The sequence below is a fragment of the Micromonospora sp. DT62 genome (assembly GCF_049847285.1).
Lineage (GTDB): Bacteria > Actinomycetota > Actinomycetes > Mycobacteriales > Micromonosporaceae > Micromonospora > Micromonospora reichwaldensis.
Genome location: NZ_JBNCOB010000005.1, coordinates 123,788 through 140,763 on the forward strand (window position 1 = coordinate 123,788; position 16,976 = coordinate 140,763).

Sequence of the window (16,976 nt, forward strand, 5' to 3'; positions counted from 1 at the left end):
CGGGGCATGCCGCGGTACGCCCGAACGGAGCGCGAGGCGCTCGCCGACCTGATGCAGACGCTCGGACCGGACGCGCCGACGGTCAACGAGGGATGGACCACCCGCGACCTCGCCGCCCACCTGGTGCTGCGCGAACGCCGGCCCGACGCCGCCGGCGGCATCCTGCTCCCGCCGCTGCGCGGCTACGCCGAGCGGGTGCGCCTGCGCGTCGCCGCGCGCCCCTGGCCACACCTCCTCGAACAGGTGCGCCGGCCGCCGGTGTGGAGCCCGGTCAGCAACCCGCTCACCGACGAGCTGGCCAACACGCTGGAGTTCTTCATCCACCACGAGGACGTGCGCCGCGCCCGCCCGGGCTGGCTCCCCCGCGACCTGTCGGCGGGGCTGAACGCGGCGCTCTGGAAGCGGTGCAGCGGGCTGGCCCGGCTGGCGCTGCGCCGGTTTCCCGCGGACGTATTCGTCCAGGCGCCCGGCTACGGGGAGCTTTCCGTCGGCCGGGGCGGCGAACGCGTTCGGGTGGTGGGGGCGCCGGGCGAGCTGGCCCTGTTCCTCAGCGGCCGGCAACGGGTGTCCCGGGTGCAGATCGACGGGCCGGCGGCACCGGCCGAGCGACTCCGGGGCACCGACCTGGGCATGTGACGCCCGGCAGGTGGAGAGGCACAGCCTGATCCGGAGGAGCCGCTGGCCCAGCGATCGTCACCGATCCATGCTTCCCGTACGCTGTCCCGCGCCGTCCCGCTGTGGGGCGGCGCGACAGGGGGCACCATGCGGACCTTCGCGATCTCGGCGCTACGGGAACCCCCCTTTCCCGCGCGCCAGCACGACGCCACCGCACGGGTGGCGCGGGAGAGCACCGAGTGGGCGCTCGGCCACGGGCTGATCGGCGACGGGCACCGGCTGCACCGGCTGCGCCGGGCCGACGCCGCCGGGCTGGCCGGGCGGGCCTGCCCGGAGGGCCCGGTGGAGGGGCTGCGGCTGCTCACCGACCTGGTCTCCTGGCTGTTCGTGATGGACGACGCCTGCGACGAGGACGGGCTCGGCGACTCCCCCACCCGGCTGGCGCCGACCGTCGCCGCCCTGCTGGACGTGCTGGACGGCCACGGGGGACGGGCCGACGCTGCGGCGACCGAGACGGAGACCGTGGCCGGGCCGCTCGGCGAGGCGCTGGGCGATCTGTGCCGGCGGGCCCACGCCGCCGGCGGGCCCGTGGCGCTGCTGCGCTTCGTCGGCGAGGTGCGGGAGTATCTGCTGGCGCTGCTCTGGGAGGCGGCGAACCGGGAGCACGGGCGGGCGCCGGGGCTGGCCGAGTACGTCCAGATGCGCCGGCACACCGGAGGGGTCCACCCCAGCTTCACCCTCACGGAGCTGGCCGCCGGGGCGCTGCCGGGCGCTACCCACCGCGCCGAGCCGTCGCTGGTCGCGCTCGACCTGCTCGCCGCCGACCTGGTCTGCTGGTGCAACGACGTCTTCTCGTACGGCAAGGAGCACCTCGCCCAGCCGGACGTGCACAATCTGGTCGCGGTGATCGCCGCGGGGCGGGCGGCCGGCGACGAGTCGTCGGCCCTGTGGGCGGCGGCCGACCGGTTCAACGAGGGCCTCTCGGCGTACCTGGCGACGGAGGCGGCGCTGCTCGCCACCGGCGACGACGGCCTGCGGCCGGCCCTCACCGCGCGGCGCAACTGGATCCGGGCCACCTACGACTGGTCGCTGGAGGCGGCCCGGTACGCCTGAGCCGGGCGTCCATCCTCCGAGACGTGGCCCAGCCGTGATCCACAGGGCTAGCCGATGCCCGGGCGCAGGCAATACCCTTCGGTAACGAACGCCGACGTGACCGTGGTCACGTCTCCACCCCCCGAAGGCGGCTACAGCGATGGCTCTCGATGTACCGTACCGTTCCATCCCCGACATGTTCCTCAAGCGCGTGGCGGCGTCCCCCGACCGCGACGCCTTCGCCCACCCGGCCCCCGACGACTCCGGGCCGGTCTGGCTGACCTGGGAGCAGATGGCCCACCGCGCCAAGGCGGTAGCCGCCGGGCTGCACGGCCTCGGTGTCGGCCTGGAGGATCCGGTCGCGATCCTGGCGAACACCCGGCTCGACTGGGTGATCGCCGACCTCGGCATCATGTGCGCCGGCGGCGCGACCACCACCGTCTACCCCACCACGGAGCCCGACGACGCGACCTACATCATCGCCGACTCCGGCTCCCGGGTGCTGTTCGCCGAGAACCCGGCGCAGGCCGCCAAGATCGCCGGGGCGGAGCTGCCGGCGCTGACCCACGTCGTGCTCTTCGACGGCGCCGCCGACCCGGCCGCCGCCGTCCCCCAGCTCACCCTCGCCGAGCTGGAGGAGCAGGGCGCCCGCGCGCTGGCTGCCGAGCCCGACCTGATCGACATGCTGGTCGCCGGGATCGGCCCCGAGCACCTGGCCACGCTGATCTACACCTCCGGCACCACCGGGCGCCCGAAGGGCGTCGAGCTGCTGCACGGCGGCTGGTGCTGGGAGGGCGTCGCCCAGGCCGAGCTGGGGCTGCTCCGCGAGAACGACCTGCAGTACCTCTGGCTGCCGCTGTCGCACTCGTTCGGCAAGACCCTGCTCTGCGGGGCGATCCACGTGGGCCTGCCGACGTACGTCGACGGCCGGGTCGACAAGCTGGTCGAGCTGCTCTCGGTGATCCGGCCGACGCTGATGTGCGGCGCGCCCCGGGTGTTCGAGAAGGTCTACAACAAGACGGTGACCACCGCGCAGGACAGCGGCGGCGCGAAGGCGAAGATCTTCGCCTGGGCCGTCCGGGTCGGCAAGGAGAAGGTCGCCCTGGAGCAGGCCGGCCGGCCCCTCCCGACCGGGCTAAGGCTGAAGTACACGGTGGCCGAGAAGCTGGTGTTCAGCAAGCTCCAGGCCCGCCTCGGCGGCCGGATCCGGGTGCTCGTCTCCGGCGCCGCCCCGCTCAGCCCGGAGATCGCCACCTTCTTCGCCGCGGCGAACCTGCCGATCTCCGAGGGCTACGGCCTCACCGAGACCAGCGCCGGCAACTTCGTCAACCCGCCGGACGGGTTGCGGATCGGCACCGTCGGCAAGGCGATGGGCGACCTGGAGTGCCGGATCGACACCGACGGCGAGATCCTGGTGCGCGGCCGGCCGGTGATGCGCGGCTACCACAACCTGCCCGAGGAGACCGCGGCCTCGTTCACCGAGGACGGCTACTTCCGCACCGGCGACATCGGCACCCTGGACTCCGACGGCTACCTCAAGATCACCGACCGGAAGAAGGACCTGGTCAAGACCTCGGGCGGCAAGTACATCGCGCCCTCGCACATCGAGGGGATGTTCAAGGCCACCTGCCCGTACACCTCGCAGGCGGTGGTGATCGGCCAGGCCCGCAACTACTGCACGATGCTGGTCACGCTGGACCCGGACGCGATCAAGGGCTGGGCCGCCGGCACCCCGCTGGAGGGTCGCGACTACGCCGAGATCGTCGCCTCGCCGGAGGCGAAGGCCATGGTCGAGGGGTACGTGGCCGAGCTCAACGCCAAGCTCAACCGCTGGGAGACGATCAAGAAGGTCGCCATCCTGCCGCGCGACCTGACCATCGAGGACGGCGAGATCACCCCGTCGCTCAAGATCAAGCGCCGCGGCGTGGAGAGCAACTTCGCCGGCGAGATCGAGAAGATGTACGCAGGCACGCTGGCCGAGCTCTGAGCCCGCGACGTCGGCGGCCCCACGATCCGTACGGGGTCGCCGACGTCGGACGGGCGGGGCGCCGGCTCACAGGTGGTGGCCCCGCCAGCGCGTCTGCTCGGCCTCGGAGGCGAGCTGCTCCTCCAGCGCCACCTGCCGCACGCCGCTCCAGCACCACCAGAGCAGGGCGAGCAGCACGAGGAACCGGACCATCCCGCGGGCGTCCGGGCTGCCGGACGTCACCGTGGTCACGTTGAGGAAGGCGAAGACGAAGACGAGATCGTAGAAGAGTTCGAGCCGGGTGGTGCGGGAGCCTGGTGCGCTCGGCAGGATCCCGCGCGGCCACCGCATCCCCCGCACATCCCCCACCTGCGCAGTCTCGCAGCCGCGGGACCGGAGGCAGGCGCGATTGACCGACCCGGCCGGCAACCCCGGCCCCGGGCCACCCGGTCCGACTCAGGCGATGACCGCCGGCTCCCGCCACTGCGACCGGCCGCCCCGGTCCAGGTCGTACCGGACGGCGGCGATGCGGCCGACCGCCTCGACCAGGTCGGCGGCCGGCAGGGTGAACGGCAGCCGCAGGAAGCGCTCCAACGTGCCGTCCAGGCCGAACCGGGGTCCGGGCGCGAGGCGTACGCCGACCTCCTCGGCGGCCCGGGCCAGCGCGCTGGAGATCGGCCCGTCGAGTTCGGCCCAGAGGGTCACCCCGCCGTGCGGGACGGTGACCCGCCACTCGGGCAGGCGCTGCGCGAGCGCCGCCAGCAGGGCGTCGCGCTGGGCGGTGAGCTGGGCCTGGCGCGCGGCGACGATGGCCGGCGCGTCGGCGAGCAGGTGGACCGCGACCAACTGGTCCAGGACCGGGCTGGCCATGTCGACACCGACCCGGGCGGCGGCGAGCCGCTGCACCTGCGGGGCGGAGGCGCGCACCCAGCCGATCCGCAGGCCGCCCCAGAAGGGCTTGCTCATCCCGCCGATGCTGACCACCCGGGAGTGCCGGTCGAAGCTGGCGGTGGGCGGGGGCAGCACCGTCCCGTCCAGCGGCAGGTCCACGAACGACTCGTCGACGACCAGGTCGGTGCCGACGGCGTGCGCGGTGGCCACCACCCGCTCGCGCAGCGCGGCCGACATCAGGTGGCCGGTCGGGTTCTGGAAGTCCGGGATCAGGTACGCCAGCTTGGGCCGGGCCTGCCGGAGGGCGCCGAGCAGCAGGTCGGCGTCCCACCCGGGCTCCTCGACGGCCAGGCCGTGAGTGGTGATCCGGGCCCGGCGGGCGGCCAGCGCGGCCAGCGCGTTCGGATAGCTGGGCGCCTCGACCAGCACGTTGCCGCCGGGGGCGAGGGCCAGCCGGAGCACCAGGTCGAGGGCGTGCTGGGTGCCGTTGGTGACCATGATCTGGTCGGGCGAGGTGGGCAGGCCCCGGTCGGTGTACGCGCGGGCCACCGCCTCGCGCAGCTCGATGATCCCGGTCGGGTGGTAGCCGGCGCCGCCCAGGTAGCGGGGCAGGTCCTCGGCCGCCGCGCGGGCGGCCGGCAGCAGCTCGGGCGGCGCGGCGAGCGCGGCGACCCCGAGGTCGATCATGTCGCGGTCGTCCAGCGGGGTCCAGAGCCCGGTGCTCGCCACCCGGTGGGTCCCCGGGAGCATCGTCCAGCTGCCGGCACCCCGCCGGCTGGCGAGGTGCCCGCTCTCCCGCAGCTCCCGGTACGCGGCCGTGACCGTGGTCCGGCTGATCTTCAGCGCCTCGGCCAGCTCCCGCTCGGCGGGCAGCCGCACGCCCAGCGGCAGCCGGCCATCGGCGAGCAGGCCGCGTACGGCACCGGCCAGGGCGGCGTAGTCGGGGCTGCGCCGGCGGCCGGGAAGCGCATGCCACTGACCGAGGAGCCGGGCCAATTGGACACCCCGAACCTGACTCGTCATGGCCACTCCTCCCGGATTGGCTCTTACGCTGCGCCAATTGGCCTTTAGCGTGGCATGGGTGACACCGATTGGCAATCTCCGACATCGTCCCGCGCGGCGGCTCAGCCAGCTCTACGCGGGCCTCGTCCTCTACGGCGTCAGCATGGCTCTGATGATCAACTCGGAGCTGGGCCTGGACCCGTGGAACGTGTTCCACCAGGGCCTGTCCGAGCTGACCGACCTCTCCATCGGCACCGTCACCATCGCGGTGGGCGTGCTGGTGCTGCTGCTCTGGATACCGCTGCGCCAGCGCCCCGGCCTCGGCACGGTCAGCAACGCGCTGGTGGTCGGGCTGGTGGTCGACGCGACACTCGCGCTGATGCCGGCCGGCGGGTCGCTGGGCGTACGGGCCGGGATGCTGGTCGCCGGCATCGTGGCCAACGGGGCGGCGACGGGTCTCTACCTCGGCGCCCGCCTCGGACCCGGTCCCCGCGACGGCCTGATGACCGGCTACGTCGCCCGCCGGCCCGGCCGCTCGATCCGGCTCGTCCGCACCGTCATCGAGGTCACGGTGCTGGCGCTGGGCTGGCTGCTCGGCGGGACGGTGGGCGTCGGCACGATCGCCTACGCGCTGGGCATCGGCCCGCTGACCCAGGTCTTCCTGCCGCTGTTCACGGTCCCCGGGCCGCAGGACCCCGCCCCGGGCCCGGTCGCGCCGCTCCCCGCCACCTGACGCGACCCGGACGCCGGTGTTCCCTTCGGACGCGACGCCCGGCAGAATCCTCGCATGGGGGAGAACGGATGGCGCTGGACCGATGCCTGGATCTTCGTCTCGGTGGTGATCGCCAGCGGTGCGGGACGGCACCGCCGCGCGGCGGCCAGCCGCCGCCCCGAGGGCGTACGCCTCGCCGACGTGCTCTCCACCGCCGACCATCTCAACCAGGCGATCCCCGAGCGCCACGAGGTGGAGGCGGCGGTCCGTCGCCTCGTCGGGGCCGGGCTGGTCAGCGTCACCGACGGCTGGTTCCGGATCACCGCCGACGGTGAGCGCCTCTGGCGCACCAGGCCGAACGCCGGGCTGGCCACCACGGTGGACACCGTGCAGGGCGTCCTGGTCCGGCGACACGCCCCGGCGAGCGCCGACTGGCACCTGGACGAGGCCGACCACGCCGCGGCCGTGCAGGAGTACGTGGTGCGGTCGATCCCGGCGCCCCGGCGCTCCCCCGAGAACCGTTCCCGCCGCGACTGAACGGGCGCCGACGGGCCGGACGGGCCGGCGGGACCGGCCGGATCGCGCGGGCGGTCAGCGGACGGGGTGCCCGGCCCCGCGCAGCGCGTCCTTGACCTCGGCGACGGTCAGCTCGCCGAAGTGGAAGACGCTGGCGGCGAGCACCGCGTCGGCGCCGGCGCCGATCGCCGGCGCGAAGTGCGCCACCTCGCCCGCGCCGCCGCTGGCCACCACCGGCACGTCCACCACCCGGCGCACCGCGCCGATGAGTTCGAGGTCGAAGCCGGCCTTGGTGCCGTCGGCGTCCATCGAGTTCAGCAGGATCTCGCCCGCGCCCAGCTCGGCGCCGCGCCGGGCCCACTCGACCGCGTCCAGCCCGGTGCCGCGCCGACCGCCGTGGGTGGTCACCTCGAAACCGCTGGGCGTGCCGCCGCCGGGCGCGCGCCGCACGTCGAGCGAGAGCACCAGCACCTGCCGGCCGAAGCGGTCGGCGATCTCGGCGATCAGCTCGGGGCGGGCGATCGCGGCGGTGTTCACCCCGACCTTGTCCGCGCCGGCGCGCAGCAGGGTGTCGACGTCGGCGACCTGCCGGACGCCACCGCCGACGGTCAGCGGGATGAAGACCGACTCCGCCGTGCGGCGGACCACGTCGAGCATGGTGCCCCGGTCGCTGGAGGAGGCGGTGACGTCGAGGAAGGTCAACTCGTCCGCGCCGGCCCGGTCGTACGCCGCCGCCAGCTCCACCGGGTCGCCGGCGTCGCGCAGGTCGAGGAAGTTGACCCCCTTGACCACCCGACCGGCGTCCACGTCGAGACACGGGATGACCCGCACCGCCACCGTCATGCCGCGAGCCTATCCCTCCCGGCACCGGCGGTGACCGACCTGTGAGGCCGACCACCGCCGTCGCGGCACGCCGCCACGCTTGCCGGGTCGGGAAGGGGCTATTCCTTACACGCGGACGAGCATCTTGCCCAGGTTCTCGCCGCGCAGCAGGCCGAGGAACGCCTCCGGGGCGTTCTCGATGCCGTCGACGACCGTCTCGTCGTACGAGACCCTGCCGTCGCGCAGCCAGCCGGCCATCTCGCGTACGAATTCGTCGCGCAGGTGGCCGTGGTCGCCGACCAGAAAGCCGCGCAGGGTGAGCCGCTTGCCGATGACCAGCGCCAGGTTGCGCGGCGCGGCCGGGGGCTCGGTGTCGTTGTACTGCGCGATCATGCCGCAGATCGCGGCCCGGCCGTGCACCTTCATCGCGGAGATCGCCGCCTCCAGGTGGTCGCCGCCGACGTTGTCGAAGTAGACGTCGACGCCGTCCGGGGCGGCGGCCTTCAGCGAGTCGCGCACCGGCCCGTCGTGGTAGTCGAACGCGGCGTCGAAGCCGAGCGCGCGCAGCCGCTCGACCTTGGCCGCCGAGCCCGCGCTGCCGACCACGTGCGCCGCGCCCCGCAGCTTGGCGATCTGGCCGACCAGGCTGCCCACCGCGCCGGCGGCGGCGGAGACGAAGACGGTCTCCCCCGCCTTCATCCCGGCGACGTCCAGCAACCCGGCGTACGCGGTCAGGCCGGTCATGCCGAGCACGCTCAGGTAGGCGCTGACCGGGGCGAGGTCGGGGTCGACCTTCCGGGCGGCCCGCGCGTCGAGCAGCGCGTACTCGCGCCAGCCGAGGCCGTGCAGCACGGTGTCGCCGGGCTGGAGGCCCTCGGCCTCGCTGGCCACCACCTCGCCGACCGCCCCACCGTCCAGCGGGGCGTCGAGCGCGAACGGCGGCACGTACGACCTGACGTCGTTCATCCGCCCCCGCATGTACGGGTCGACCGACACGTACCGGTTGCGGACCACGATCTGCCCCGGCCCCGGGGTGGGCACCTCGGTCTCGACGAGCCGGAAGTTGTCCGCGGTCGGCCAGCCCTGCGGGCGGGCGGCCAGGTGGATCTCCCGGTTGCGGGTGCTCACAGCGCCTCGCGCACGGTGAGGGCGACCTCGACGTTGCCGCGGGTGGCGTTCGAGTACGGGCAGACCTGGTGGGCCTGCGCGACGACCTGCTCGGCGGCGGCCCGCTCGACGGCCGGGAGGTCGACCAGAAGGGTGACGGCCAGCCCGAAGCCGCCGCTGCCGTTGGCGCCGATGCCGACCTCGGCCTCGACGACCGAGCCGGAGACGTCGACCTTCGCCTTGCGGGCGACCAGGCGCAGCGCCGAGTGGAAGCAGGCGGCGTAGCCGGCCGCGAAGAGCTGCTCGGGGTTGGCGGCGCCACCGGCGCCACCCATCTCCTTCGGCACGGCCAGGCCCAGGTCGAGCGTGCCGTCGGAGGTGCGGACCTGGCCGTCCCGACCGTCCCCGGTGGCCCGGGCGGACGCGGTGTAGAGCACCTGCATGGTGGTCACTGCTCCTTCTGTCGGTGGATCGTCTCGGTGACCCGGGTGAGGGTGTCGCGCAGGGCGACCAGCTCCGCCTCGGTGAGGCCCGTGGCGCGGGCGACCCGCAGCGGCACCTCGTCCATCCGGTGCCGCAGGGCCCGCCCGTCGCCGGTCAGGCCCACCTCCACCCGCCGCTCGTCGCGCGCCGACCGGTTCCGGACGACCAGCCCCGCCCCCTCCAGCCGCTTGAGCAGCGGGGAGAGCGTGCCGGAGTCCAGTCGCAGCGCGGCGCCGAGCTCGGAGACCGTGGGGGCGTCGTCGCGCTCCCAGAGCACCAGCAGCACCAGGTACTGCGGGTACGTCAGGCCGAACTCGTCAAGGACGGGCCGGTAGACGTCGGTGAGGGCGCGCGACGCGGCGTAGAGCGCGAAGCACACCTGCCGGCGCAGCACCAGATCCTCGGTCACCGGTGAACCGTAGCGCGCAATTTAATTGTGCACAACCGATCAGGCCGCGCAGGGGCACGTCGGGCGGCACCGTCTCGGCGCGCTTCCCGAGGCTCAGCGCTCGCCGAGGTACGCCTCCAACTCCACCTCGACCAGATGGTCCGGGTCGAGCAGGCCGGCCACCACCACCATGGTGGCCGCCGGACGGACCGCGCCGAAGACCACGTTGTGCGCCCGGCCCACCTCGTCGGCGTACGTCCGGTCGGTGACGTACATCCGGGTCCGCACCACGTCCCCGGGCTCCGCGCCCACCTCGGCGAGCGCGTCCAGGCCGATCCGCAGGGCCTGCGCGGTCTGCGCCGCCGCGTCCCCGACGTGGGTGACCACGCCGTCCACCGTCGAGGTGCAGCCGGCCGTCCAGGCCAGGTCGCCGGCCCGGACGACCCGGCAGTAGCCGTACACCGGCTCCCAGGGGCCGCCCGAGCCGAGCCGCGTGACGGTCACGCCGCCGCCAGGGTTTCCAGCGCCTGCGCCACGGTGAAGGCGCCCGCGTACAGCGCCTTGCCGGCGATCACGCCCTCCACCCCGATCGGCTCCAAGGTGGCCAGCGCCCGCAGGTCGTCCAGGGTGGAGACGCCGCCGGACGCGATCACCGGGGCGTCGGTGCGGGCGCAGACCTCGCGCAGCAGGTCCAGGTTCGGCCCGCGCATGGTGCCGTCCTTGGTGATGTCGGTGACGACGTAACGCGCCGCGCCCGCCTTGTCGAGCCGCTCCAGCACCTCGAAGAGGTCGCCGCCGTCGCGCGTCCAGCCCCGGGCGGAGAGGGTACGGCCCCGCACGTCCAGCCCGATCGCCACCCGGTCGCCGTACTCCCCGCACACCCGGTCGCACCAGACCGGATCCTCCAGGGCGGCGGTGCCGATGTTCACCCGGGCGGCGCCGGTGCCGAGCGCGGCGTGCAGCGACTCGTCGTCGCGGATGCCGCCGGACAGCTCCACCTTCACGTCGAGCTGCCGCACCACCTCGGCCAGCAGGTGCGCGTTGGAGCCCCGGCCGAACGCGGCGTCGAGATCGACCAGGTGGATCCACTCGGCGCCGTCCCGCTGCCAGGCGAGCGCGGCCTCCAACGGGTCGCCGTACGTCGTCTCGCTGCCGGCGGCTCCCTGCACGAGTCGGACGGCCTGACCGTCGGCGACGTCCACGGCGGGCAACAGGGTGAGGCTCACGGTATTTCTCCTCGAAGTCAGGTGCGACGGTCCAGGGCGATCACCACGATCGCCGGCAGTACGAGCAGCAACAGCACGACCAGCGCGACGCGCAGCGCCAGATCGTCGACGAACGACCAGATCAGGACCATCGCCACCAGGGTCAGCAGCACGATGGCCGCCCGCTCGCCGCGGCTGTGCCGGGGCAGCCGGCCCGTCCGCCCCCGGCGCAGCGACGGCGTCAACCGGCGGACCAGTGCCCGCCGCCGAGACCGCCGGGCCGCGCGCCGCTCGCGGACGGCCCGTTCCCGGGCGACCTCGGCCTCCCGGGCCGCCCGGCGCCGGGCCCGCTCCTTGCTCACGGCGTGACCCGCCGGGGGCGCGGTCGTCCGGGTGGTCGTGGGCTCGCGACAAGGCGGCCGGCGGCGGGCCGGAGCGGGCCCGCCGCACCGGGCAGGCGCTCAGTCACCGGTGGGCAGCGTGGCGAGCCAGTTGCGCAGCAGCGCGGCACCGGTGTCGGCGGACTTCTCCGGGTGGAACTGCGCGGCGCAGAGCGGACCCCGCTCCACGGCCGCCACGAAGTCCGTCCCGTGGTGGGCGGTGGTGACCGTGGCGCCGGCCTCCGCCAGCGCGCCCGGGTCCCCGACCCCGTACGAGTGCACGAAGTAGAACCGGCTGTCGGCGGGCAGGCCGGCGAAGAGCACCGAACCCGCCGGCGCCGCGACCGTGTTCCAGCCCATGTGCGGCAGCCGGGGGGCGGCCAGCCTGGTCACCCCGCCGGGCAGCAGCCCGAGTCCCTCGGTCACCACCCCGTGCTCGTCGCCGTGCTCGAAGAGCACCTGCATGCCCACGCAGATGCCCAGCACCGGACGGCCGGCGGCGACGCGCTCGGCGATCACCGGGCCGGCGCCGAGGGCCTCGATCCCGGCCATGCAGGCGGCGTACGCGCCCACACCCGGCACCACCAGGCCGTCCGCCTCGGCGGCGGCGGTCAGGTCGTCGGTCACCGTCACGTCCGCACCGGCGTGGGCCAGGGCCCGCTCGGCCGAGCGCAGGTTGCCCGACCCGTAGTCGAGCACCACCACGCGGCTCACGCGCCCTCCCCCGGCAGCAGCCACAGCACGCCGCCGATCGTGGCCAGCGCGGCGAGCAGCGCCGTGAGGACCACCGCCCCACGCGGAGCACCCTGCTTGTGCAGCGACAACGCCCCGCCGACCAGCACGCCGGCCAGGATCAGCAGCAACGTCGGCAGCACCCCACCCATCAGAACCGCCTTCCGTTCGCGACTGCGGGACTCCGCTTCGCTGCGTTCCTCGCGCTCACCGCACCGCGCTCGCTCGCGACTGCGGGACTCCGCTTCGCTGCGTTCCTCGCGCTCACAGGGCCCCCTTCGTGCTGGGGATCGCGCCCGCCGCACGCGGGTCGACGGCCGTGGCCTCGCGCAGCGCGCGGGAGACCGCCTTGAACTGGGCCTCCACCACGTGGTGGGCGTCCGGGTGACCGCCGGGGCGGGCCGCCCGCAGCACGTCCACGTGCAGGGTGATCCGGGCCGCCTGGCCGAAGGACTCCCAGATGTGCCGGGTCATGCTGGTCGGGTAGACCGGCCCGATGTACGGCGCCAGCACCGGCTCGTCGTGCACCACGTACGGGCGGCCGGAGAGGTCGACCGCGGCCCGGACGAGGACCTCGTCCATCGGGACGGTGGCCGAGCCGTACCGCCGGATGCCGGCCTTGTCCCCCAGCGCCTGGTCGAACGCGGCGCCCAGGGCGAGCGCGGTGTCCTCCATCGTGTGGTGGGCGTCGATCTCCAGGTCACCCACGGTGCGCACGGTCAGGTCGAAGCCGCCGTGCCGGGCGATCTGGTGCAGCATGTGGTCGTAGAAGCCGACCCCGGTGCCGATCTCGGCCCGGCCGGTGCCGTCGAGGTCGATCTCGACGAGAACCTTCGTCTCCTTGGTGATCCGCTCCACGCGGGCGGTCCGGCTCATTGCTTGCCTTTCGATCGCGGCTGCGGGGCTCGCAAGCTCACTCCTCGCGCTCCCAATTGCTTGCCTTTCGGTCGCGACTGCGGGGCTCGCACGCTCACTGGATCTTCTCCGCGGCGGCGAGGAAGGCGTCGGTCTCGGCGGGGGTGCCGGCGGTGACCCGCAGCCAGCCCGGCAGGCCGACGTCGCGGACCAGCACGCCGGCGTCGAGCAGGGTGCGCCAGACGGCGGCCTGGTCGCCCCCGACCTCGAACAGCACGAAGTTGGCGTCGCTGTCGGCCACCCGCACCCCCCGCTCGCGCAGCCGCGCCACGATCCGGTCCCGCTGCGCGCAGATCGCGGCCACCGTGTCGAGGAGGGCGTCGCGGTGCGCCAGCGCCGCCCGGGCCGCGGCCTGGGTGAGCGCCGAGAGGTGGTACGGCAGCCGGACCAACTGCACCGCCGCCACCACCGCCGGGTCGGCCGCCAGGTAGCCCAGCCGGCCGCCGGCGAACCCGAACGCCTTGCTCATCGTCCGGGTCACCACCAGCCGCGGGTGCCCGGGCAGCACCGCCAGGGCGCTGACCGTGCCGGGGCGGGCGAACTCGGCGTACGCCTCGTCGACGACCACCATGCCGGGCGCGGCGTCCAGCACCGCGGCGACCACCGCCGGGTCGAGGGCGGTGCCGGTGGGGTTGTTCGGCGAGCAGAGGAAGACCACGTCCGGGGCGTGCTCGCGGACCTGGGCGACCGCCTCGTCCGCCGTCAGCCCGAAGTCGACGCCGCGGCGGGCCGGCACCCACCGGGTGCCGGTGCCGAGGGCCAGCAGCGGGTGCATCGAGTACGCGGGGACGAAGCCGAGCGCGCTGCGCCCCGGGCCGCCGAACGCCTGGAGCAGCTGCTGCTGGATCTCGTTGGAGCCGTTGGCCGCCCACACCTGCTCGACGGTGAGCCCGTGGCCCAGGTAGCCGGCCAGGTCGGCGCGCAGCGCCACGGCGTCGCGGTCCGGGTAGCGGTTGAGGTCGCGCAGCTCCGCCGCGAGGGCCTTGCCGATCGCGTCCACCACCGGCTCGGGCACCGGGTAGGAGTTCTCGTTGGTGTTCAGCCGCACGGGCACGTCGAGCTGCGGCGCCCCGTACGGCGACAGCCCGCGCAGGTCGTCGCGGATCGGCAGGTCGTCGAGGGTGGTCATGCCGTCACCTCGCTTCGCTCGGCGACGGCATCGGGGCTGAGCCTGCTGGTTCGCTCGCTCACGTCAGCTCTCCCGGGAAGCGCACCTGGACGGCCCGGCCGTGCGCCGGCAGGTCCTCGACGCCGGCCAGGGTGACCACGTGCGGGGCCACCTCGCGCAGCGCCTGCTCGGAGTAGTCGACCAGGTGGATGCCACGCAGGAAGGACTGCACCGACAGCCCGGAGGAGTGCCGGGCGCAGCCGCCGGTGGGCAGCACGTGGTTGGAGCCGGCGCAGTAGTCGCCGAGCGACACCGGCGACCAGGCGCCGACGAAGATCGCCCCGGCGTTGCGCACCCGCAGCGCCCACTCGCGGGCGTCCCGGGTCTGGATCTCCAGGTGCTCGGCCGCGTACGCGTCGACCACCCGCAGCCCGGCGTCGAGGTCGTCGACCAGGACGACGCCGCTCTGCTCGCCGGTGAGCGCGGTGGTGACCCGCTCGGCGTGCTTGGTGGCCGGCACCTGCCGGGCCAGCTCCCGCTCCACGGCCTCCACCAGCTCGACCGAGGGGGTGACCAGCACGCTGGCCGCGAGGGGGTCGTGCTCGGCCTGGCTGATCAGGTCGGCCGCGACGTGCGCCGGGTCGGCCGTGTCGTCGGCCAGGATGGCGATCTCGGTCGGGCCGGCCTCGGCGTCGATGCCGACGACGCCGCGCAGCAGCCGCTTGGCGGCGGTGACCCAGATGTTGCCCGGCCCGGTGATCATGTCGACCGGGTCACAGTGCGCGGCGCCCTCGGCGTCGACCGCCGCGCCGTACGCCAGCATCGCGACGGCCTGGGCGCCGCCGACGGCGTAGACCTCGTCGACGCCGAGCAGGGCGCAGGCGGCGAGCACCCGGGCGTCGGGCAGGCCGCCGTTCTCCTTCTGCGGCGGGCTCGCCACCACCAGCGAGCGCACCCCGGCCGCCTGGGCCGGCACCACGTTCATCACCACGGTCGACGGGTACATCGCCAGGCCGCCGGGGACGTAGAGGCCGACCCGGTCGACCGGCACCCAGCGCTCGGTCACCGTGCCGCCCGGCACCACCTGGGTGGTGTGGTCGGTGCGGCGCTGGTCGGCGTGCACCTTGCGGGCCCGGGTGATGGACTCCAGCAGCGCGGCGCGCACCTCGGGAGCGAGGGTGCCCTCCGCCTCGGCGATCGCCTCGGCGGGCACCCGCAGCACCTCGGGCGAGACCCCGTCGAAGCGCTCACTGGCCTCCCGGATCGCCGGGTAACCATGCTCCCGGACCGCCTCCACGAGGGGGCGGATCCGCTCGACGGCCACGGAGACGTCGAGTTGGGCACGGGGCAGCAGGCGGCGCGGGTCACGGACGCCGCCGCGCAGGTCGATCCGGTTCAACACCCTTGCGAGTCTAGGCGGCCCGCCCGGACGGCGACCGGCGCCGCCCGTACGCCGGGACGGTGAGCCGGGCCACGCCGCCGCGCCGGGATCGGGCTACGCTCGACGCGTGACTGCGCGGCTGCCGGTGTTTCCGCTCGGAATGGTCCTCTTCCCCGGTCTGGTGCTGCCGCTGCACATATTCGAGGAGCGCTACCGCGCCCTGGTGCGGCACCTGGTCGCGCTGCCCGAGGACGCCCCGCGCGAGTTCGGCGTGGTGGCCATCCGGGCCGGCTGGGAGGTCGCCCCCACCGGGCCGGACGGCAAGCCGCTGCCCGGTGGCGGCGACGTCACCCTGCACGAGGTGGGCTGCACCGCCGAGCTGCGGCAGGTCACCGAGCGCCCCGACGGTGGCTTCGACATCGTCACGGTGGGCAAGCGCAGGTTCCGCGTCGCCGACGTCGACCGTGACACCGAGCCCTACCTGACCGCCGACGTGGAGTGGCTGCCCGAGCCGGGCGGGCCCGACGAGGTCGCCGACCTGCTCGCCGCCCGGGTGATCTCGGTCTTCCGGCAGTACCTGGGCCTGATCCGGGCCGATCCCGAGGAGCTGTCCGAGCAGTTGCCGGAGGATCCGACGGTGCTGTCGCACCTGGTGGCCGCCACGGCCGTGCTGACCGTGGCCGACCGGCAGCGGCTGCTCGCCATCGACGACACCGCCGCCCGGCTCCGCGCCGAGCTGCGCCTGCTCAACCGTGAGGCGGCGCTGCTGCGCCAGGTGCGGGCGGTTCCGGTGCCGCTGACGGAGCTGGCGTCTCCGCCGACCCCCAACTGAGCCCGGGCACGCCGGGCTCGCGCTCCGGGCGCAACGACGGCCAGCGGGACCAGCCGGCCAGCAGGGTATACGTCACGGCCGCGCCGAACGCGGACAACAGCAGGTTGCCGTGCGGCACCGGCAACACGCCGAACAACCACTCGATCCCGCCGGCCCGCAGGTCGGCCGGCTTCTCGAAGGCCCGCCCCACGGGCGCGTTCTCCAGCAGCCGCTCGTAGCCGGCCAGCCCCGTGCGCCGGCCCACCTGCCAGGCGACCAGCGCCGCGCCGAAGGCGCCGAGCACGGCGGCGAACAGCCCGACCGGTCCCCGTACCCGGCGCAGCAGGAACCACAGCGCGAGCGCGGCGAGCACCCCGAAGCCCAGCCCCAGCAGGCTGAACCAGCCGTCGGCGGCGATCGGCTGCTCCGGTTGCGGCTCGGCGTAGACCGCCCCCTCGGCGACCTTGAGCACCGGCGTGTCCGGCGCGAGGGCGGCCCAGAGCAGCCCGAGCGGCACCCCGAGCACGCTCGACGCGAGCACCGCCAGCAGGGCGAGCCGCACCGCCCGCCCGCGTGGCAGGTCCGGCTCCGCCGGTGGCGCGAGCGGGTAGCCGGCGGCGTACTCCAGGCCGGTCCCGCCGGGGACGTACTCCACCGTCCCGCCGTACGGCGGGACGCCGGTCGTGGCGTCGTGCGGCGGGGCGGGCTCCCCGGCGGCGTACGGGTCGGCGGGGCCGACGCGGTGCGGCGGGTCGGGTTCCGTCCAGGCGGCCGGTGCCCCCGGCTCGTCGGGCCGGTCGGGTTCGGGGGTGTCCGCGCTCACCCGGTGATCCTCTCAGGCCCGTTGGCG

At 74.7% G+C, this 16,976-nt stretch carries 20 protein-coding genes and 1 pseudogene; 6 read left to right on the forward strand and 15 right to left on the reverse strand.

Features of this window, described 5'->3' with window-relative positions; translation table 11 throughout:
• Positions 1–6 precede the first annotated feature (6 nt).
• The 3 genes from ACPXCB_RS09820 to ACPXCB_RS09830 all read left to right on the forward strand — a co-directional run bounded on the left by ACPXCB_RS09820 (position 7) and on the right by ACPXCB_RS09830 (position 3,694).
• Positions 7–636, forward strand: coding sequence for a TIGR03085 family metal-binding protein (locus tag ACPXCB_RS09820; RefSeq protein ID WP_425874174.1), 630 nt, complete (start codon positions 7–9; stop codon positions 634–636).
• A gap of 126 nt (positions 637–762) precedes the next feature.
• Positions 763–1,728 (forward strand): terpene synthase family protein, encoded by a 966-nt coding sequence (locus ACPXCB_RS09825; RefSeq protein WP_425874176.1) that lies wholly within the window; start codon positions 763–765, stop codon positions 1,726–1,728.
• A 139-nt stretch (positions 1,729–1,867) separates the two neighbouring features.
• Complete coding sequence (locus ACPXCB_RS09830) at positions 1,868–3,694, forward strand: AMP-dependent synthetase/ligase (RefSeq protein WP_425874178.1); 1,827 nt, start codon at positions 1,868–1,870, stop codon at positions 3,692–3,694.
• Positions 3,695–3,835: 141 nt separating this feature from the next.
• Here ACPXCB_RS09830 and ACPXCB_RS09835 read toward each other — a convergent pair.
• Both ACPXCB_RS09835 and ACPXCB_RS09840 read right to left on the reverse strand, forming a co-directional pair.
• Positions 3,836–4,024: pseudogene (locus tag ACPXCB_RS09835) on the reverse strand (low temperature requirement protein A); the annotation flags it as partial.
• Between the two features lie 105 nt (positions 4,025–4,129).
• Positions 4,130–5,587: a PLP-dependent aminotransferase family protein gene (locus ACPXCB_RS09840; protein ID WP_425874179.1), complete on the reverse strand. Its 1,458-nt coding sequence runs from the start codon at positions 5,585–5,587 to the stop codon at positions 4,130–4,132.
• Positions 5,588–5,645: 58 nt separating this feature from the next.
• Between ACPXCB_RS09840 and ACPXCB_RS09845 the strand changes: the two genes are divergently transcribed.
• A complete protein-coding gene (locus ACPXCB_RS09845) occupies positions 5,646–6,299 on the forward strand; it encodes a YczE/YyaS/YitT family protein (RefSeq protein ID WP_425874181.1) in 654 nt (217 codons plus the stop codon).
• Positions 6,300–6,353: 54 nt separating this feature from the next.
• A complete protein-coding gene (locus ACPXCB_RS09850) occupies positions 6,354–6,815 on the forward strand; it encodes a hypothetical protein (RefSeq protein WP_425874183.1) in 462 nt (153 codons plus the stop codon).
• 54 nt (positions 6,816–6,869) lie between these two features.
• On the opposite strand, the gene hisF is transcribed toward ACPXCB_RS09850, so the two are convergent.
• The 12 genes from hisF to hisD form a co-directional block, all read right to left on the reverse strand.
• Entirely contained in the window at positions 6,870–7,637 is a 768-nt protein-coding gene (gene hisF / locus ACPXCB_RS09855; RefSeq protein WP_101411832.1) for an imidazole glycerol phosphate synthase subunit HisF, read from the reverse strand.
• Between the two features lie 105 nt (positions 7,638–7,742).
• Positions 7,743–8,744 (reverse strand): NADP-dependent oxidoreductase, encoded by a 1,002-nt coding sequence (locus ACPXCB_RS09860; RefSeq protein WP_311411641.1) that lies wholly within the window; start codon positions 8,742–8,744, stop codon positions 7,743–7,745.
• Positions 8,741–9,166: an organic hydroperoxide resistance protein gene (locus ACPXCB_RS09865; RefSeq protein WP_425874493.1), complete on the reverse strand. Its 426-nt coding sequence runs from the start codon at positions 9,164–9,166 to the stop codon at positions 8,741–8,743. Before ACPXCB_RS09865 ends, ACPXCB_RS09860 begins: the two co-directional genes overlap by 4 nt.
• Positions 9,167–9,171: 5 nt before the next feature.
• Entirely contained in the window at positions 9,172–9,615 is a 444-nt protein-coding gene (locus tag ACPXCB_RS09870; RefSeq protein ID WP_425874186.1) for a MarR family winged helix-turn-helix transcriptional regulator, read from the reverse strand.
• Between the two features lie 93 nt (positions 9,616–9,708).
• Positions 9,709–10,098 carry a RidA family protein gene (locus ACPXCB_RS09875; RefSeq protein ID WP_425874188.1) on the reverse strand — a complete coding sequence of 130 codons (390 nt, stop codon included), beginning with the start codon at positions 10,096–10,098 and terminating at the stop codon, positions 9,709–9,711.
• Positions 10,095–10,820 carry a bifunctional 1-(5-phosphoribosyl)-5-((5-phosphoribosylamino)methylideneamino)imidazole-4-carboxamide isomerase/phosphoribosylanthranilate isomerase PriA gene (gene priA / locus ACPXCB_RS09880; RefSeq protein WP_151454280.1) on the reverse strand — a complete coding sequence of 242 codons (726 nt, stop codon included), beginning with the start codon at positions 10,818–10,820 and terminating at the stop codon, positions 10,095–10,097. The genes ACPXCB_RS09875 and priA overlap by 4 nt, the downstream gene beginning before the upstream one ends.
• A 17-nt stretch (positions 10,821–10,837) precedes the next feature.
• Positions 10,838–11,161 (reverse strand): hypothetical protein, encoded by a 324-nt coding sequence (locus tag ACPXCB_RS09885; RefSeq protein ID WP_425874190.1) that lies wholly within the window; start codon positions 11,159–11,161, stop codon positions 10,838–10,840.
• A 99-nt stretch (positions 11,162–11,260) separates the two neighbouring features.
• A complete protein-coding gene (hisH, locus tag ACPXCB_RS09890) occupies positions 11,261–11,893 on the reverse strand; it encodes an imidazole glycerol phosphate synthase subunit HisH (RefSeq protein ID WP_425874192.1) in 633 nt (210 codons plus the stop codon).
• The gene (locus tag ACPXCB_RS09895; protein WP_425874194.1) at positions 11,890–12,063 is read right to left on the reverse strand and encodes a hypothetical protein; all 174 of its coding nucleotides are present in this window, start codon (positions 12,061–12,063) and stop codon (positions 11,890–11,892) included. The genes hisH and ACPXCB_RS09895 overlap by 4 nt, the downstream gene beginning before the upstream one ends.
• 112 nt (positions 12,064–12,175) lie before the next feature.
• Entirely contained in the window at positions 12,176–12,787 is a 612-nt protein-coding gene (gene hisB / locus ACPXCB_RS09900) for an imidazoleglycerol-phosphate dehydratase HisB (protein ID WP_132236332.1), read from the reverse strand.
• Between the two features lie 94 nt (positions 12,788–12,881).
• On the reverse strand, positions 12,882–13,955 hold the full coding sequence (locus ACPXCB_RS09905) for a histidinol-phosphate transaminase (protein WP_425874196.1): 1,074 nt from the start codon (positions 13,953–13,955) through the stop codon (positions 12,882–12,884).
• A gap of 58 nt (positions 13,956–14,013) precedes the next feature.
• Positions 14,014–15,336, reverse strand: coding sequence for a histidinol dehydrogenase (hisD, locus tag ACPXCB_RS09910; RefSeq protein WP_425874198.1), 1,323 nt, complete (start codon positions 15,334–15,336; stop codon positions 14,014–14,016).
• A 106-nt stretch (positions 15,337–15,442) separates the two neighbouring features.
• Here hisD and ACPXCB_RS09915 point away from each other — a divergent pair, with 106 nt between their 5' ends.
• The gene (locus ACPXCB_RS09915; protein WP_151454285.1) at positions 15,443–16,147 is read left to right on the forward strand and encodes an LON peptidase substrate-binding domain-containing protein; all 705 of its coding nucleotides are present in this window, start codon (positions 15,443–15,445) and stop codon (positions 16,145–16,147) included.
• Here ACPXCB_RS09915 and ACPXCB_RS09920 read toward each other — a convergent pair.
• Positions 16,062–16,949, reverse strand: coding sequence for a DUF2567 domain-containing protein (locus ACPXCB_RS09920; protein WP_425874200.1), 888 nt, complete (start codon positions 16,947–16,949; stop codon positions 16,062–16,064). The two genes, ACPXCB_RS09915 and ACPXCB_RS09920, sit on opposite strands and share 86 nt — an antisense overlap.
• Positions 16,950–16,976: the final 27 nt, after the last annotated feature.

Bases quoted from the DNA above. Each gene is read 5' to 3' on its own strand.
- ACPXCB_RS09840 (WP_425874179.1), bottom strand. From the start codon at position 5,587: ATGACGAGTCAGGTTCGGGGTGTCCAATTGGCCCGGCTCCTCGGTCAG.
- hisB (WP_132236332.1), bottom strand. From the start codon at position 12,787: ATGAGCCGGACCGCCCGCGTGGAGCGGATCACCAAGGAGACGAAGGTT.
- ACPXCB_RS09820 (WP_425874174.1), top strand. From the start codon at position 7: ATGCCGCGGTACGCCCGAACGGAGCGCGAGGCGCTCGCCGACCTGATG.
- ACPXCB_RS09865 (WP_425874493.1), bottom strand. From the start codon at position 9,166: ATGCAGGTGCTCTACACCGCGTCCGCCCGGGCCACCGGGGACGGTCGG.
- ACPXCB_RS09895 (WP_425874194.1), bottom strand. From the start codon at position 12,063: ATGGGTGGGGTGCTGCCGACGTTGCTGCTGATCCTGGCCGGCGTGCTG.
- hisF (WP_101411832.1), bottom strand. From the start codon at position 7,637: ATGACGGTGGCGGTGCGGGTCATCCCGTGTCTCGACGTGGACGCCGGT.
- ACPXCB_RS09825 (WP_425874176.1), top strand. From the start codon at position 763: ATGCGGACCTTCGCGATCTCGGCGCTACGGGAACCCCCCTTTCCCGCG.
- ACPXCB_RS09830 (WP_425874178.1), top strand. From the start codon at position 1,868: ATGGCTCTCGATGTACCGTACCGTTCCATCCCCGACATGTTCCTCAAG.
- ACPXCB_RS09850 (WP_425874183.1), top strand. From the start codon at position 6,354: ATGGGGGAGAACGGATGGCGCTGGACCGATGCCTGGATCTTCGTCTCG.
- ACPXCB_RS09905 (WP_425874196.1), bottom strand. From the start codon at position 13,955: ATGACCACCCTCGACGACCTGCCGATCCGCGACGACCTGCGCGGGCTG.